The sequence below is a fragment of the Klebsiella sp. PCX genome (genome assembly GCF_021869705.1).
GTDB classification, from domain to species: domain Bacteria; phylum Pseudomonadota; class Gammaproteobacteria; order Enterobacterales; family Enterobacteriaceae; genus Klebsiella; species Klebsiella quasipneumoniae.
Window position 1 is genome coordinate 2,222,161 of sequence record NZ_CP091527.1, and the last position, 15,969, is coordinate 2,238,129.

The 15,969-nt window shown below is 60.3% G+C and carries 19 protein-coding genes; 11 read left to right on the forward strand and 8 right to left on the reverse strand.

The window, feature by feature from the left end:
• The first annotated feature begins 33 nt into the window (after window positions 1-33).
• From opgC to GQR96_RS10460, 5 genes are read left to right on the forward strand one after another with little or no spacing between them, the layout of a single operon-like run.
• Window positions 34-1,251, forward strand: a complete 1,218-nt coding sequence (gene opgC, locus GQR96_RS10440) for an OpgC domain-containing protein (protein ID WP_065904036.1) — start codon at window positions 34-36, stop codon at window positions 1,249-1,251.
• A 10-nt stretch (window positions 1,252-1,261) separates the two neighbouring features.
• Window positions 1,262-2,161, forward strand: coding sequence for a hypothetical protein (locus GQR96_RS10445; protein WP_004203934.1), 900 nt, complete (start codon window positions 1,262-1,264; stop codon window positions 2,159-2,161).
• 8 nt (window positions 2,162-2,169) lie between these two features.
• Window positions 2,170-3,384, forward strand: coding sequence for a PP2C family protein-serine/threonine phosphatase (locus GQR96_RS10450; protein ID WP_069135675.1), 1,215 nt, complete (start codon window positions 2,170-2,172; stop codon window positions 3,382-3,384).
• Complete coding sequence (locus tag GQR96_RS10455; RefSeq protein ID WP_004183770.1) at window positions 3,374-3,712, forward strand: STAS domain-containing protein; 339 nt, start codon at window positions 3,374-3,376, stop codon at window positions 3,710-3,712. Before GQR96_RS10450 ends, GQR96_RS10455 begins: the two co-directional genes overlap by 11 nt.
• Before the next feature lie 19 nt (window positions 3,713-3,731).
• A complete protein-coding gene (locus GQR96_RS10460; protein WP_071845755.1) occupies window positions 3,732-4,175 on the forward strand; it encodes an ATP-binding protein in 444 nt (147 codons plus the stop codon).
• A gap of 71 nt (window positions 4,176-4,246) precedes the next feature.
• Here GQR96_RS10460 and GQR96_RS10465 read toward each other — a convergent pair whose 3' ends face one another.
• Both GQR96_RS10465 and GQR96_RS10470 read right to left on the reverse strand, forming a co-directional pair.
• A complete protein-coding gene (locus GQR96_RS10465; protein ID WP_004183775.1) occupies window positions 4,247-4,435 on the reverse strand; it encodes a cold shock small protein YmcF in 189 nt (62 codons plus the stop codon).
• Window positions 4,436-4,737: 302 nt separating this feature from the next.
• Complete coding sequence (locus GQR96_RS10470; protein ID WP_069135674.1) at window positions 4,738-5,652, reverse strand: LysR family transcriptional regulator; 915 nt, start codon at window positions 5,650-5,652, stop codon at window positions 4,738-4,740.
• A 109-nt stretch (window positions 5,653-5,761) separates the two neighbouring features.
• Here GQR96_RS10470 and GQR96_RS10475 point away from each other — a divergent pair, with 109 nt between their 5' ends.
• On the forward strand, window positions 5,762-6,523 hold the full coding sequence (locus tag GQR96_RS10475; RefSeq protein WP_069135673.1) for an SDR family NAD(P)-dependent oxidoreductase: 762 nt from the start codon (window positions 5,762-5,764) through the stop codon (window positions 6,521-6,523).
• Between the two features lie 141 nt (window positions 6,524-6,664).
• Here GQR96_RS10475 and GQR96_RS10480 read toward each other — a convergent pair whose 3' ends face one another.
• Together GQR96_RS10480 and bdcA are read right to left on the reverse strand one after the other, a co-directional pair.
• Window positions 6,665-7,231, reverse strand: coding sequence for a DJ-1/PfpI family protein (locus GQR96_RS10480; protein ID WP_065904041.1), 567 nt, complete (start codon window positions 7,229-7,231; stop codon window positions 6,665-6,667).
• Window positions 7,232-7,722: 491 nt separating this feature from the next.
• Window positions 7,723-8,436 (reverse strand): SDR family oxidoreductase, encoded by a 714-nt coding sequence (gene bdcA, locus GQR96_RS10485; protein WP_004203956.1) that lies wholly within the window; start codon window positions 8,434-8,436, stop codon window positions 7,723-7,725.
• A gap of 73 nt (window positions 8,437-8,509) precedes the next feature.
• Between bdcA and GQR96_RS10490 the strand changes: the two genes are divergently transcribed.
• The gene (locus GQR96_RS10490; RefSeq protein ID WP_049002878.1) at window positions 8,510-9,103 is read left to right on the forward strand and encodes a TetR/AcrR family transcriptional regulator; all 594 of its coding nucleotides are present in this window, start codon (window positions 8,510-8,512) and stop codon (window positions 9,101-9,103) included.
• 4 nt (window positions 9,104-9,107) lie between these two features.
• Here the strand turns inward: GQR96_RS10490 and GQR96_RS10495 are convergent, their stop codons facing one another.
• A complete protein-coding gene (locus GQR96_RS10495; protein ID WP_065904045.1) occupies window positions 9,108-9,863 on the reverse strand; it encodes an SDR family NAD(P)-dependent oxidoreductase in 756 nt (251 codons plus the stop codon).
• A gap of 158 nt (window positions 9,864-10,021) precedes the next feature.
• On the opposite strand from GQR96_RS10495, the gene GQR96_RS10500 reads away from it, so the two are divergent.
• Entirely contained in the window at window positions 10,022-10,900 is an 879-nt protein-coding gene (locus tag GQR96_RS10500) for an AraC family transcriptional regulator (RefSeq protein WP_065904048.1), read from the forward strand.
• A 50-nt stretch (window positions 10,901-10,950) separates the two neighbouring features.
• Here GQR96_RS10500 and GQR96_RS10505 read toward each other — a convergent pair whose 3' ends face one another.
• A complete protein-coding gene (locus GQR96_RS10505; RefSeq protein WP_017898765.1) occupies window positions 10,951-11,157 on the reverse strand; it encodes a YdgH/BhsA/McbA family protein in 207 nt (68 codons plus the stop codon).
• A gap of 25 nt (window positions 11,158-11,182) precedes the next feature.
• Window positions 11,183-12,112 carry an aromatic alcohol reductase gene (locus GQR96_RS10510; RefSeq protein ID WP_017898764.1) on the reverse strand — a complete coding sequence of 310 codons (930 nt, stop codon included), beginning with the start codon at window positions 12,110-12,112 and terminating at the stop codon, window positions 11,183-11,185.
• 138 nt (window positions 12,113-12,250) lie between these two features.
• On the opposite strand from GQR96_RS10510, the gene GQR96_RS10515 reads away from it, so the two are divergent.
• Entirely contained in the window at window positions 12,251-13,156 is a 906-nt protein-coding gene (locus GQR96_RS10515) for a LysR family transcriptional regulator (protein ID WP_065904052.1), read from the forward strand.
• Window positions 13,157-13,177: 21 nt separating this feature from the next.
• Here GQR96_RS10515 and GQR96_RS10520 read toward each other — a convergent pair whose 3' ends face one another.
• Window positions 13,178-14,101, reverse strand: coding sequence for a LysR family transcriptional regulator (locus GQR96_RS10520; protein WP_069734198.1), 924 nt, complete (start codon window positions 14,099-14,101; stop codon window positions 13,178-13,180).
• A gap of 87 nt (window positions 14,102-14,188) precedes the next feature.
• Here GQR96_RS10520 and GQR96_RS10525 point away from each other — a divergent pair, with 87 nt between their 5' ends.
• Window positions 14,189-15,052, forward strand: a complete 864-nt coding sequence (locus GQR96_RS10525; protein WP_074384555.1) for an MBL fold metallo-hydrolase — start codon at window positions 14,189-14,191, stop codon at window positions 15,050-15,052.
• Window positions 15,052-15,963, forward strand: a complete 912-nt coding sequence (locus GQR96_RS10530; RefSeq protein WP_069734196.1) for an NmrA/HSCARG family protein — start codon at window positions 15,052-15,054, stop codon at window positions 15,961-15,963. Before GQR96_RS10525 ends, GQR96_RS10530 begins: the two co-directional genes overlap by 1 nt.
• The last annotated feature ends 6 nt before the right edge of the window (window positions 15,964-15,969 follow it).

Here is a 15,969-nt window from a genome sequence, read left to right on the forward strand (position 1 = left end):
ATAAATGTTGCAGGGTAGACAGCAGGATCCCTAATGAGCCAGGTTGCTTCAGCGATTTCGCAAAAAGAAACTCATAAATCAATGCCCTGGCGTTACTCTCTGACCGGGGATCGCGACCTGCGTATCGACTTTATGCGCGGTATTGCTCTTGTGATGATGGTGGTGGCGCATACCGAAGTGATGTCAATATTTAATATTTTCAGCTGGGAACGATTTGGTTTGACCACCGGTGCCGAGGGCTTTGTGATCCTGTCCGGCTTCATGTTAGGGATGCTAAATCGTGTCAGATTACAAAAGGCAGTATTACTGACGGTGAGCTGGGGGCTTTATCTTCGCGCATGGAAAATATATCAGGTTAATATTATTATTATTGTCTCTTTTCTTTTGCTGAGATATTTGCCTTATATTAATGTCTATGAAGTCACTCATTTTACCGACCGCTTTTCCGGGACCAGTTGGTCGCTCTATCCGCTCACCCCGCAAATAAAAGAGACGTGGTTTAACATTATCCTCTATCTGCAGATTGGCCCGCATCAGACGCAGATCCTCGGACTCTATATTTTTTTGTTATTGCTCAGCCCGCTGTTTCTGGGAATGCTGCAAAAGGGTCACGTCTACCCCTTACTGGGCGCCTCGCTGCTGATATACGGCTGCTGGCAACGCTGGCCGATACGGGTCACGCCCTGCGAATTTGAATTCGCCTTTCCCTTGCTGGCCTGGCAATTTATCTTTGTGCTGGGCATGTGCTGCGGCTGGTACAAAGCGGAACTGATCTCTTTCGCCCGCACGCCGCCCGGCAAAGTCGCCTTGGCGGCGCTGGTGTTCATCGCGCTTATCCTTGCGTTTGTCGCCCAGAATCATACCAATCCTTTTATGCCGCCCGCGCTGCTGATGCACGTAATCCCGCCGGCGGATTTTAACGCCTTTTACCATACCTGGGCGGCGAAAAACGGCCTCGGTCCGGTACGGATCCTCAATGATATCAGTCTGATGGTCACCATTTATCTGCTATTGACCTGGTGCTGGCGCCCCCTTAACCGGCTGGCAGGCTGGTTCCTGATCCCGCTCGGGCAGCGTTCGCTCTACACCTTTATTTTGCATGTTTACATCGTGCTCGCCGTAAGCCAGCTGGTCACCTTCGATCTGTGGCGCCAGGCGTGGATAGTGAACACCTTGATCCATGCCGCTGCGCTGGGCGTTCTGTGGCTGATGGCCAAATACCGCGTCGCCGCACGCTGGATACCTAACTAAGGAAGGGCAAATGCGGGAGAAATATATGCTGGCCTGCGCGCTATGGTGCGCCATCGCAGGTGCGGAAGGCGCAGAGAAGAACGACGCACAACCGCTGCGTGATAAAAATGGTGAACCGGTGCAGGCCGGCGTGTTTACCAGCCGCTGGGGACGGCTTTTTTCCGGGAATGACAAGGTATTCTCGGGAGCGCTGAGCTTTAGTTCGGGTTTAAAAGAGCAGTGGATGACCGTCCCCAACAGCTCAGACAGCGCAGAACAGAAGAAAAAATATAATCAGACGCTGAACCTCAGCCTGCAATACTCGCCCTACAGCTTCTGGTTCGCCAACGTGACATCCCGTTTACCGGTGACTGACACCAGCCGCTATACCGCCGATTTTCGCTATAGTTTTGGCTACGACGACTGGCATGCCAACACCTTCAGCCTGGTTTACAGTAACTATGGCGATAACCACTTCTGGACCTCGGGCAGCAAGCGTCACACCTATTTTGAGCAGGGGGCGATTACCCTGGCGTATAAGTTTTCGCTGCCGAAGCCCATGGAGCATGCGCTGTTGATTAACAAAGGCGACGCCATTATCTGCCAGGCAGGCTACAGCTGGGTGCCGCGTTATTACGATCTGGAGAGTAACGATATCCGCAAAAACAAAAATGTGCTGCTTGGGGGGTGTGGATATACCTTTAAACAACATTTTTTTGTGCGCGCCACCGCCTTCTGGTATCCGGACAGTAGTCAGCAGCAGCCGTGGAATGGCGATTATAGTTACAGTTTTGGCTACGCGGGCTATACGCCGGGATCGTTCTCTGTGCAGTATGCCAACTATGCCGGTACCCGCTACCCGGGGCATGACAGCGGCAGCGGCAAGTTTCGTGAAGGCACGATCAGCCTTATCTGGTTCTTGCCGATTTAGGAGGCGCGATGTCGGCACAGCACGTCCTGATTGTTGAAGATTCGCTGGTTTATCGTCGGCTGCTAAGTCGGATGTTGACGCAGTGGGGCTATATCGTCAGTGAGGCGGAAAACGGCGTCGACGCGCTGGCGATCCTCGAAAACCAGCCTGTCAGCCTGGTGATAAGCGACTGGGAAATGCCGGAGATGAATGGCCTGACGCTGTGCCGGGAAATTCGCCGTCGCCAGTTTGGTCACTACGTTTATCTGATATTGCTCACCGCCCGCGAAGATCCTGGCGATCTAACGCAGGGGTTTGAGGCCGGGGCCGATGATTTTCTCAGCAAACCGGTAGAGCAGAGCGAGCTGCGGGCGCGGCTGCACGCCGGGGCGCGGATCCTCTCCCTCGAGGCTGACCTCGCCGCGCGCAATGCGCGGCTGAGCGAAGCGCTGCGACAGATTGAACAGGATCTGGAGCTGGCGGCGCGCATTCAACAGTCGGTTCTCCCGGCTCATCAGCTGCGCCATCAGGGATTTTTCTCCGACTGGATTTTCCTGCCCTCGGCCTGGGTGTCGGGGGATATTTTTAACGTCTTCCCGCTGGGCGATCGTCTCGGATTTTACTGCGTGGATGTCTCCGGACACGGCGTGGGGGCGGCGATGATGTCGCTCGCCGTCGCCCGCCAGTTTTTGCATGGCAGGGCCGTTGAGCGCTTTCTTTTTACGGCAGACAACCAGCCGGCGTCGCCTGCCGAGGTGGTGACGATCCTCAATGGTCGTTTTTGCAGTGACGAAACAGAGATCGTCAGCTATTTCACGTTGATCTATGGCGTCATCGACCTGAAGACCGGTGCGGGCAAACTCTGTCAGGCCGGGCATCCCACGCCTTTTATCGTTAGCCCGGACGCTACCGTCCGCCCGGTCGGCAGCGGCGGGGCGCCGGTGGGGTTGATAGACCATCTCTCGTGGGCAGATGTCAGTTTTTCGCTGGCGCCGGGAGAGCGGCTGTGCCTGTTCAGCGACGGTATCACCGAATGTGAAAACCGGAGCGGTGAACAGTTTGGCGAGGCGCGCTTGCAAGCGTGGCTGCAGGACAGCGTGACGCAGCCGCTGCCCGCGCTGCTGCCGCGTTTTGCCCGGCACCTGATCCGCTGGCGCAGTGGCGACGCGCAGGAGACCCAGGCGATGGCCGATGATGTTTCACTCTTGATTATTGAACGTACAGGGGACAGTGATGAAAATTGAAACTGAACGGCAGGCCTCGGTGACGATCCTGACGCCGGCGGTGCGTCGGCTGGATGCTTCCGTCGCGGTAGCCTTTAAGGCGGCAATCGCCCAGGAGATAGGCGAAGATAGCACCGATCTGATTGTTGATTTCAGTAAAATCGATTTTATCGACAGCAGCGGTTTGGGAACGCTGGTTTCCCTGATGAAAATGATGAACGGTAAAGGAGAAATGACACTGTGCGCGCTGAACCCCGGCATCCGCAATATGTTTACCCTGACCAGGATGGATCGTATTTTTCGTATTTGCGAGGATCGCACTTCAGCCCTTGCGCAGTTCAATCCGTGACGCGCCCGTGAATAACGTCATGAATTTTCCTGCCCAACTCAGCTCGCTATCACCGCTGGCGGCGTGGCTGGCTCAACAAATGGCGCCGCTGTCCGTCGGGGAGGAGTGGCGCTTCGCGCTCGATCTTGCCGTCTGTGAGACGGCCACCAATATCATTCGCTATGCGTTGCATGAGGATCGGCAACGTGTTTTTCGTGTCGAATTTATCGCAACGGAAGACCGGGTGACGCTGCGCTTTATTGATGCGGGAGAGGTCTTTCCGGCCGAGCGCCTGGCGCTGGCGCGTGGCGATGAGCGCTTCGATGTCGATCCGTTAGCGGAAAGCGGCAGAGGTTTGCGGCTTATTCTGCGCACGGTGGACTATTTTAATGTGGAAACCCGCGCCGGGGAGAATGTGACGACCCTGATAAAAGCGTTGCCGGATGCCGTTCTTCGCCATTCCACCGACGATCGCGTCAGGTGAAGGAACAGAGCTTGCCCCCAGGTGAATCCCCGGGGGAATTTTCCCGCCCGCGTTCACCGGCTTCATCCGTCTTATGGCTGGGCCTGAGCGGTGGACAGCGCGCCCAGGTGATAAGGGCGAAGAGTATCTAACGTCATCATGGCCGATTTGCAGAAAATGCATTTCGCACCAAAGGGATTTTTTTCCGTCACGTCAAACTGGGACGTTCTGTACTGGGAGCCATGGCAGCATGGGCATCTAAAATGGATATGTTCAATCATAATGTAAACCTTGTATGGGTAATGTTCTGTTGAAAAGACAATGGTCGTTTTCAGGGAAATTAACGCGGCTGATTTTTGTTAGGAGTAAGCCGGGTATTGGGTCAGTCGGAGGGCTTGTTTAACGAGCCAACAGGGGGCTGACAGGGCCTGTTTACAGAAAAAGCAAAATACTAACGGGACTGCTCAAAGGAAGGTGGTATCAGGGATAACGCCTGGAGATGAGAACACGTACTTAGATAATAACTTTTCGTCTGGTAAATCAACTTAACGATTAACGCACGAGCCGCAAATAATAGCAAACATTATTTTAGCCTTCCGGATGCCTGCTGCGCCAGGAGCGCCTTCATCAGCGCCGTCACCCAGTCGATAAATACCTGTACCCGGGCAGAGAGCTGCCGGCTGCTGGGGTAGAGCAGGGAGAGCGGCAGCGGCGCAGGGCGAAAATCAGCCAGCACCTCCGTTAATACACCGGATGCCAGATCGGCCTCAAGGCGGGATAAGGGTGCCTGATACAGGCCAAAGCCAAGCCTTGCCGCTTCGGCGCCGACGTCGGCATCGGAGGTCAGCAGCCGACAGGGCAAACTGACCTCGGTCTGGCGACCATCCAGGGTAAAAGTCAGCGGCAAGGTACGCTGCGTGCGCGCTGAAACAAAACCGATCGCCACGTGTCCCGCCAGCCCGTCAATCGTATGCGGGGTGCCGTACCGGGCGAGGTAGGCCGGGCTGGCGCAGGTGATCTCCTGCAGCATGGCGAGCGGCCGGCAAATCATCTCGCTATCGGGAAGATGGCCGCCGCGAATGACGCAATCCACCCCTTCGCGGACCAGATCGACGTCGCGCTCGCTTTCGCCTATCTGTAACGTAATGGCCGGATAGCGGGCGAGAAACTGCGGCAGCGCGGGCAGCAGCAGGGTTCGCGCCAGATTGCCCGCCACGTCCACCCGGATGGTGCCGGAGACGCTCCCCCCGGCGCTGCGGTTGGCCTCCTCCAGGGCCGCCAGGATGGACACGCAGCGCTGATAATACAGCGAGCCCTCCGCCGTCGGCTGCACGTGCCGGGTGGTGCGCTGCAGCAGGCGCGCCCCAAGGCTAGCCTCCAGCGCCTTAATGGCTGCAGTCGCCACCGGCCGGGAAAAACCCAGATCCGCGGCGGCGGCGCTGAACGAACCCCGTTCGACGATGCGCACGAACAGGGTCAGGGTATCCAGTTTATCCATGGCATTGTTCCAGCTGGCAAAACAATCCTGTCGCGCCATGCGGTCTTATCGTCGGCATTCAGAGGCCTATAATCGCTCATGTTTTCAGCAGAGATAAAAGGGGGGAAACATGAACAATAGCGCAAAAATCGCCCTGGTGACAGGCGGCAGCCGCGGCCTGGGGCGCGCAACCGTTGAAGCGCTGGCTCAGCGCGGCGTGAACGTGGTATTGACCTACAACGCGCATTTTGCCGAGGCGAACGATGTGGTCGCGCGGGTTAAAGCTCAGGGCTCGCGGGCGATCGCGCTGCCCTTCAGCGCCGGCGAAACCGACACCTTTGACGGGTTTGTCAGCGCCTTTCAGGAGGCGCTGACGGAGCTGGGGGCCGATCGGTTTCATTACCTGGTTAATAATGCCGGCAATGCCAGCGGCATGGGGTTTCTGAACGCTACCGAAGCGGAGTTCGATGCGCTTTATCGCATCCATGTGAAGGGGGTTTTTTTCCTCAGCCAAAAATTATTGCCGCTGCTGGCGGATGGCGGGCGAATTGTGAATATCTCGTCCGGACTGACCCGTATCGTGATGGCGAACCGGGCGCCCTATGCGATCATGAAATCTGCGGTGGAAACCCTGACCCGTTATATGGCGTTTGAGCTGGGCGGCCGCGGGATCACGGTAAACTGCGTAGCGCCGGGCGCCATCGCCACGGATTTCAGCGGCGGGGTGGTGCGGGATAACCCGCAGGTCGCTCAGGCGGTGGCGAACATGACGGCGCTTGGCCGACCGGGGGTGCCAGAAGATATCGGGCCGATGATCGCCTCGCTGTTATCCGATGATCATCGCTGGGTTAATGCTCAGCGCATTGAAGTTTCCGGGGGAATGCGCATCTGAGTCGAGGAGATAACCCGGCCAGCGTATCGCTGAGCTGGTCAGGTTTGACTGTAGCGGAAACGGCAGCTCGAAAACCGCCGGCCGGTAAGCAAGAGAGCACCAGCGCGGCGATAGTCCATTTGTCTGGTCAGAGAAAATGCGTTACTCCGCCAGCAGGGCGGCGAATTTCGCCAGCCACTGCGGGTGGGCCGGCCAGGCGGGAGCAGTGACCAGATTGCCGTCAACATGCGCCTGATCGATACCGATATCGGCATAATGCCCGCCGCTCAGACGCACCTCCGGGGCGCAGGCCGGATAGGCGCTGCAGATCCGCCCCTGCAGAATACCGGCGGCGGCCAGCAGCTGTGGCCCGTGGCAGACGGCGGCGATAGGTTTACGCGCGGCGTCGAACGCCTGTACCAGTTTAATCACTTGCTCGTTCAGACGCAGATACTCCGGCGCCCGGCCGCCGGGGATCACTAGCGCGTCGTAATCCTCGGCCTTCACCGCGGCAAAATCGGCGTTCAGGGTGAAGCGGTGCCCCGGCTTTTCGCTGTAGGTTTGGGCTCCGTCAAAATCATGGATCGCCGTCATCACATAGTCGCCGGTGGCTTTATCCGGGCAGACCGCATCGACCTGGTGGCCAATCATCTGCAGAGCCTGAAAAGGGACCATCGTTTCGTAATCTTCGGCGTAATCGCCGACCAGCATCAGGATCTTCTTGCTCATTATTTTTACTCGTTGTGGGAGAAAGGTGTCATAGATATAGCCTGGCGATCCGCAGAATGCGACCTCCTCAGGATGCTGAAGACGGTGGCATGCGCATCTTGTAACCGGGTTCATGTTTTTTTGGTAACGGCAACTTTTTCGCCAATGCTAATGTCTGTTACCACAGAAAAGCGTCCTGTTCAGGGGCACACCGCGCTGCAGTAAAAACGGCGAGCGCAGCGGCAATATCGTGCCGCAGCAGCTGTGGGATGGCATGGAAAAGGGGTTTTAATTCTGAGCCTTGAGGCACCCGGCGGCGCGGTGGCGCGAGAGGTTTGTTATCTAAGTCTGGCGCCGGGGACGGATCCGCAAAGCGCACCAGTCCCCTGAGGCGAGACTGATCCTCACCGAAGATCGTATTTTTATGGCGATCGACAGCCTGGCCTGATGAATCCAGTGGCCATGACGTCAGGACAGCGGCGTGGCAAAGCGCGCGCCGCCGCCGAGGATCATCAGGCGCCAAACGCTCCGTCGATGGTGTGCATGGCGCCTGTGACAAACGACGCCTCCGGACCGGCCAGCCAGGCTACCATGCCCGCCACCTCTTCCGGTCGGCCATGGCGCTTAATGGCCATAAAGCTGTGCATCAGCTCTTTCATCGGGCCGTTCTCCGGGTTGGCATCGGTATCAATTGGGCCGGGCTGGACGACGTTGACCGTGATGCCGCGCGGGCCAAAATCCCGTGCCAGACCGCGCGCCAGCCCCTGCAGGGCTGACTTGCTGAGCGCATAGGCCGCCATTCCCGGCACCGGCATGCGATCGCCATTGACCGAACCGATGACAATAATGCGCCCGCCTTCCGGCATCCGGCGCGCTGCTTCCACGGAGGCATGGTAGGGGGCATGAATATTGATGCGGAACAGGCGATCGATGGCATCGCTGTCCTGCTCCAGGGCATCGCCAAAAATGGCGATCCCGGCATTGACCACTAACACGTCCAGCGGGCCGCTGTCTCGGACCAGGCTTATCACCGCATCGCGATCGGCGCTGTCCGCCTGCACCGCCGTGCTGCCGGTCTCCGCCGCCAGCCGCTCGGCCGCCTCCGGCGAACCGGAATAGCTGAACCTGACCGACGCGCCGTCGGCGACAAAGCGCCTGACGATCGCCGCGCCAATTCCCCGACTTCCACCTAAAACCAGCACTGATTTGTTGTGAAACGCTGTCATATCCCGCACCTCATGATATTGTAGTGATGATTACAATATGCTGCGGCAAAACAGGCAGTCAAGGATTAATATAGTGACCACTACAAAACAAGGGCGTACCCCGGGGCGCCCCCGTCAGTTCAATGCGGAACAGGCTATTGAAACGGCTCAGCGCCTCTTTCACGCGCGAGGCTACGACGCGGTGAGCGTGGCCGATCTGACCCAGGCTTTCGGCATCAACCCCCCAAGCTTTTATGCCGCTTTCGGCAGCAAGCTCGGCCTGTATACCCGCGTCCTGCAGCGCTACAGCCAGACCGGGGCCATCCCCATAGAGACGCTGTTGCAGGACGACCAGCCGGTGGCGGCGTCGCTCATCGCCGTGCTGCAGGAGGCGGCTCGCCGCTATGTAGCCGATCCGGCCGCCGCCGGCTGCCTGGTGCTGGAGGGGGGACATTGTCAGGATGCCGACGCTCGGGTGGCGGCAGGCGAATGGCATGCTGCGGCGAGGGCCAAAATCCATCAGTATATCGCCCGCCATCACCCGCAGGATGCGCTGCGGGTGACTGACTATATGGATACGCTGATGCTTGGTCTGTCGGCGAAAGCGCGGGAGGGGGATAGCCTCCCGCGTCTTCTGGAGACCGTGCGGCTGGCAGGCGTGGCGCTGGAGCGTATCCTGCCGGCCTGAGTGGTCAGATAGTCTGTCCTCCCGAGACTTCGATCCGCTGGGCGGTTACCCAGCGGTTATCGTCACGCAGCAGGCTGGCGATCATCGGCCCAATATCCTCGGGAACGCCCACCCGTCCCAGCGCCGTCATCGCGGCAAACTGCGCGTTAACACTCGCGTCGTCCCGCACCAGCCCGCCGCCAAAATCAGTGGCGATAGCCCCGGGGGCGATGGTATTGACGGTGATGCCGCGCCCGCCCAGCTCGCGGGCCATGTACACGCTCAGCATCTCCACGGCCGCTTTGGCCGCAGCGTAGGCGGAGAAGCCAGGATATGAGACGCGAGTCAGTCCGGAAGAGAAGTTAACGATCCGTCCACCGTCAGCCAGCAGCGGTAGCAGGGTTTGAACGAGGAAAAACACCCCCTTGACATGGACGTTAAACAGCCCGTCGAACTGGGCCTCGCGCGTTTCGGCCAGCGGGGCAAATTCGCCGTGTCCCGCGTTATTGATCAGATGATCGAAGGTGTCCCGTCCCCAGACGCTGGCCAGCGCAGCGCTCAGGCTGTCGGCGAAAGTCGGAAAGCGGGTGGTCTGCGCCATATCCAGCGGCAGGGCGATGGCCTTGCGGCCGAGAGCGTGAATGTCGGCCACCACCGCTTCCGCCTGTTCAATATTGCCGCGGTAGGTGACGATGACGTCCCCGCCCTGGCGGGCGATATCCAGTGCGGTCTGACGGCCAAGGCCGCGGTTGGCGCCGGTGATAAGTGCAATCTTAGTCATGTTCGATCCTCTCTGGTATGTGGAGTCCTTACAATAGGGGGGGCCTACCAGACCGGGTTGCCCAATCCTTGTTATTTTTTGCCCATTCCTCTCCATACACTCCCCTCTGGCGGGAAATAGCGCATACTCAGGCTTTAAAACTTGCCTGAAAGGATCTTATGCGCGACGAACTCTTCGCTCTCTGCCGCCGGTATGCCGATGCTCATGTCGATAGCAGCGGGGTGGCGGTCACCCCGGTTCCCGGCATCACCCTGGTGCGGGCCCTGCACCCCGGCGATCTGCAGGCGGCCATCGCCAGGCCACTGGTGGCCATGCTGCTGCAGGGGCGCAAAAGCGTGACCACCGGCCTGGCAAGCTTTGACTACGGTCCGGGGGAGGCGATGGTGATCGCCGCCGATGTTCCCACCACCAGCCAGATCACCGAGGCCAGTCAGCGCTTTCCCTATTACGCGCTGGTGCTGGAGCTGGACCTGGCTATCCTGCGCGAGCTGCAGGACGCCGGCCCATCTGGTCCGGATGAGGCGCCCCGCGTCGGTATCGAACCGATGAATGCTGACGTGACGGACGCCGCTTATCGGCTGGCAAGGCTGTTTGATCAACCGGGGGCGCTGGCGGTGTTAGGCGAAGGGCTGCGGCGGGAGCTGCATTACTGGCTGTTGCAGAGTGTTCACGGGCCAGCCATCCGGGCGCTGGGCGCTGTAGACAGCCATTCGGCGCGGATCCGCCGGGCGGTGGCGATGCTGCGCCGGGATTTTATGCAGCCAGTCAGCGTCGACGCGCTGGCCGACGCCGCCGGGATGAGCGTCTCTGTCTTTCACCGTCATTTCCGCGCCATGACCACCTTGTCGCCCCTGCAGTTTCAGAAGCAGTTGCGCCTGATCCACGCCCGCCGCCTGATGCTGGCGGAAGGGATGAGCATTGCCCAGGCGGCCGGCGAGGTGGGCTATATCAGCGTGTCCCAGTTCACCCGGGAATATGCTCGCCTGTACGGTGCGCCGCCGGGCCGCGATCGCCGACGGGAAAAAATGAGCGCCTGACCTGGCGCGCGGGATGGCGGCGGCTCCTCCCTGAGCCGGGTAGCGGTGGTTCAGTTGTCGAGTGTCGCCGTAATATGCACTTTGTTGCCCATTCGCGCCTCAATGATCCGATAGGCGGTTGCGCCCTCGCGGGCGGCCTGCTGGCGAATTTTGCTCTCCGCGTTGTCCAGGGTATCGCCGGTGGCGGTGATGGTTCTGGCGTTGACCGCCAGCGGCAGCAGACAACTCAATACGATCAGTGGAAGCAACTTGTTCATCGTCATTCTGTCCTGTGAGAGAAAATCAGCGCGCGGCCTGCAGCCAGCCGGCAATGTCCTGGGTCGGTAGCGCGTGGCGGGCATTCCAGGTGTCGCCCATCGGCCACCACACGCCATCCCCCCGGGCGAAGGCAGCGCGATAGCGCAGCATGGCGTTATCCGGGTCCGTCCGCAGCTGGTCCAGCAGGGTGGGCAGGGTGTGAACGGCTTTGCTGAACGTCTGCTGCGTCACGCGTTCCACAGTTTCCGCCAGCTGGCGGTAAGAGGTCGTTTCGCCGGCAACAAACACCACCTCGTTGACGATCCGCGGCTGATGCAGATAAATCGCGGTGGTCAGGCGGCCGATATCCGCCGGCGAGGTGACGGTCACCTGGGTGTCCCAGCCGCCAAGGGCGTGAAGGGTTCGGGTGGATAAATTCACCACATCGAAGTCTGGCTCGAAGAGAAAGCTGGTAAACATGCCGGTGGAGACAATGACCCACTCCGTGGCCTGCTGCGCGCGCAGCAGGGTCCGGACATCATACTGCTCGTCCCACACCGGCTGGCCGCTGCCTTTGCCGACCACATCGTAATTGACGCCAAACTGCCAGGGAAAATAGCGGGGCACTCCGGCGGCCAGCACCGCGCGGGTAATTTTTAGCTGCGTCCCCGGACCGGCGACAAACCCCATGCAGTTAATCACGGTGGTGAATCCGCTAAACTGACCAGCCAGCGTCTCCATGTCGCTACCGGCAATGTCGACGGCGAGAAAGGTGGCCCCGGCGTCGGCCAGCGCCCGGTGGTTTGCCGACCGCAGCTGGCCGGCTTCATCCCAGGCCGCCGGCGAGACGATAACCGAGACCGCGCCATGGCGCTGGATCACCGCAGGTACCAGCGCATCCAGTACGGCGGCGCCCAGTTGTCCCGCTCCCAGCACCAATGCCTTTTCCTCGTGGTTAAGATTATCAGATTTCATTTTAACTCCTTACTCAGTTAAGCCTTGTATTGACTGGCTACAGGCTCAGTGTAGGGGGGTGGGCATCATTCGATAAGAACAGGATTTCGGGTTAGACTGTTCGTCTTAATGGGATAATAACCGCCAGTGGAGAACGAAATGGACAGACTGGATGCCATGCAGTTGTATGTTGCGGTTGTGGATGCCCACAGCTTCGCCCGGGCGGCGGAGGTGCTGGGGCAGCCGCGCTCAACGGTGTCGCGGGTAGTGAAGGAGCTGGAAGCCTGGCTGGGGGCGCAGCTTCTTCAGCGCACCACCCGCAAGCTCAGCGTGACGGCCGAGGGACGCCGGTATTACGCGGAGTGTAAACGGCTGCTGGCCGAGATGGCGGCGATGGAAGCCTCCTTTCCCGGCCGCTCGGCCCAGCCCGCCGGGCGGTTCAAGGTGGGGATGCCGCAATCTCTTGCCCGGCACTGCGTATTGCCAAGGATCGGCGAGTTTCTGCAGCAGTATCCTGACCTGGAGTTGATCCTCTGCTCAAGCGACAACGTGGAAGATATTATCCAGGAGGGATTCGACTGCGTGATCCGTAGCGGACAAATCGAAGATTCCACCACCCTGGTGGCGCGTCCTCTGGCCCGCTACCGCTGGATGGTCCTCGCCTCGCCGGCCTGGCTCGCGGCCCACGGCCGGCCGCAGAGCATCGACGAACTGCACCAGCACCGGGCGGTGGGCTACCTGAACCACCGTACCGGGCGGACCATCGACTGGCTTTTCTCCCTCGATGACCGCGATTGCGCGATCCGCATGCAGGAGACGCTGGTGGTCGACGATACCGATGCCTATATCCAGGCCGGCGTTCAGGGGCTGGGCCTGATCCGCATCGCCAGCTATCTGGCGCAACCTTATCTGCAGAGCGGCGCGCTGGTCGCCTGTCTGGAGCAGGCCGCTTCTGATCTTCCCCTGTCGCTGGTCTATCCGCAAAACCGCTATCTGCCGCCGGCGGTACGCGCGTTTTATGACTGGGGCAGACGCGTTCTGCAACCCCCGCTCAGCGAGGCCTGATGTCGGTGGCATTCGCTCCCGCTATGGTCCGCGCATGGCCTGTTTTATCCTCGCTATCAGCCAGTTCAGCGCCGGATCCTGCGCCCGGCGTTTGTGACGCAGTATACACAGGGTAAATTCCGGGTAGGCCACCGGCGGGGCGTCCCCGCGCAGGGCATACTGCTCCTGCCAGCGCTGCGCCAGCCCCTGGGGGACGGTGGCGAAGAGCGGCAGGGTGGTCAGCAGCATGGGAAAGGTGGAGAAATTCTGCGTAGCAAAGCGCACGCGCCGCGCGAGTCCCTGACTGGCGAGCTGGCGGTCTATTTCCCCGTGGCCGGTTTCGCGATAGGCCACCATCACATGTTCCCAGGCGACAAAGTCGCTCACCGACAACGGCCCGCGGCAGGGGATCTGCTGTGGCGACCAGAGAGTGGTCACCCCCATGCTCATCACCGGTTCACTGACGATCTCCCCGCGGCTCTGTTTGTTGAGGGATAGCGCGACATCAATGCGATCCTCCTCCAACAGCTGGCGTACCTGGAAGGGGTCGGCGGCTAGTGTCTGGAGCGACACCCCGGGCGCCTCCTGCATCAGTCCGGGTAACAGCTGGGGCATCAGCCAGTGTTCGCTCCAGTCGCTGAGGCCGACGCGGAAAAGCTGCTGGGCGCTGGCGGGGGAAAACTCCCCGGCGCCAAACATTGCCGAATGCAGGTGTTCCATCAGCGGCTGCAGCTCGGTCATCAGCGCTTGCGCCCGCGGCGTCGGCAGCATGCCTCTGGCGCTGCGCACGAACAGTGGATCGTCAAACATCTCGCGCAGCCGTTTCAGTGCCCCGCTGATGGCCGGCTGGCCAAGATGCAGCGCCTCTGCGGTGCGGGTGACGCTGGCTTCGCGGTACAGCACCATCAAGACCGTCAACAGATTCAGATCGATACGACTAAAATCATTTTCAATGATTTTCTTCATTATGATAATCAATTTGAATGTGGGTTATCCCGGCAGCATAGTGAATATCACCCCGATAAATCAACCAGCGCAATGCGCGCGGAGGGAGTGATGCAAACTTACCAGACAGGCGACAGCCTGATATTCAAAGTTCCGGAGCGCGAGATTAGCCTGCAGCCGGCGGCGCTCTATCCCGCAGCGTTCCCTGCGACGGAGGCGGACGCCGATAATCAGCCAATCGCGCTGTCGATCCACAGCTGGGTGGTACAGACTCCCCACGATCTGATTGTTATCGATACCGCCACCGGCAACGGTCGGGAGCGCGGCGGCAATCCGCTCTATCATCAACTTAACACGCCCTATCTGGAGAATCTCCGCGCCGCAGGAGTGAACCCGGAGGAGGTGACCCTGGTACTACTGACTCACCTGCATACTGACCATGTCGGATGGAATACCGTCTGGCAGGACGATCGCTGGGCGCCGCTGTTTCCCAACGCGCGCTATCTGTGTTCGGCAAAAGAGCTGACGCGGGTGAAGAACAGCGAACGCTACCGGGCGCTGTGGCTCGACAGCCTGCTGCCGGTGATCGAGGCCGGCCAGCTGGAGACCGTGGATGTGGCGGCCAGGCCGCAGGTCGGCGGGCGGATCGCCTTTGTGCCCACCCCCGGCCACAGTCCGGACCATGCCGCGCTGATCCTCGCCGCCGGAGATGATTACGCCTGTTTCTCCGGCGATCTTCTTCATTCCCCGCGCCAGTTTACCCATCCGCACTGGAACTCGGCGTTCTGCGGCGATCCCCGGCAGGCGGAAGCCTCCCGACGGGAGATGATGGCGTGGGGAGCCAGCCATCATGCTCAATGGTTCACCGGGCATTTTGCCGGGTCTTCCTGCGGCTGGCTGGAGGAGGATAAGCAAGGTGACTATCGCTGGCGAGAGGCCGGGCAACAAGCTGCAGATAAGGGGAAACAGTGATGAATAATACGCAAAGCGTGTTGGTTTTTGGCGCCACCGGTCAGCAGGGCGGCTCGGTGGCGGGGGCGCTGCTGCACCGCGGCTGGCGGGTACGAGCGCTGGTCAGGGATCCTTTCTCCGCCGGGGCCGTCGCGCTGGCGGCGCGGGGAGCCGAGCTGGTCGTGGGCACCTTTGAAGACCGGGCGACAATGCGGGCGGCGATGGCCGGGGTCGACGGCGTCTTCAGCGTCCAGCCCAGTTCGCCGGGAGGGACGGTGACCGATGAGCAGGAGGTACGCTACGGGATAACCATCGCCGACCTCGCCGTCGAGTGCGGGGTGAAGCATCTGGTGTACAGCTCCGGCAGCGCGGCGGGGGAGACGCCCACCGGCGTAGCGCATTATGACACCAAAGCGGAAATTGAACGGCATATCCGCCGCCTGCCGCTGGCGGCGACCATCGTGCGTCCCGCCACCTTTATGGAGCTGTTGGTGATGCCCGGTTTTGGCCTTGATGAAGGTCATTTTCACTTTTTTATGCTGCCAGAGGGGAGGATGCAGGTGCTGGCGGTGGAGGATATCGGCCATCTAGTCGCGGCAGTTTTTGCCGCGCCAGCGCGGTTTGCCGGCAAGACGTTCGAGATCGCCAGCGACAGCGTGACCGGCCGTCAACTGGAGGCGTTATTCTCCGCGGCGGCGGGACGGCCGATCCCCTATTCGCGATTTTCCGATGAGGTGCTGGCCGCCAGCCCTTTTCTGCACAAGCTGACCGGGCTGGTGGACGACGGGCGGCTGGCCGGGCACGCCGACCTCGACGCCCTGCGCCAGCTGCATCCGCAGCTGCACACCTTCGCCGGCTGGCTGGCGGGCCCCGGCCGTCCCGCCTTCGAGCGGGCGCTGACCAGCGGGGCCAGCTGGGCGTTTAATCGTTAAAGGCGA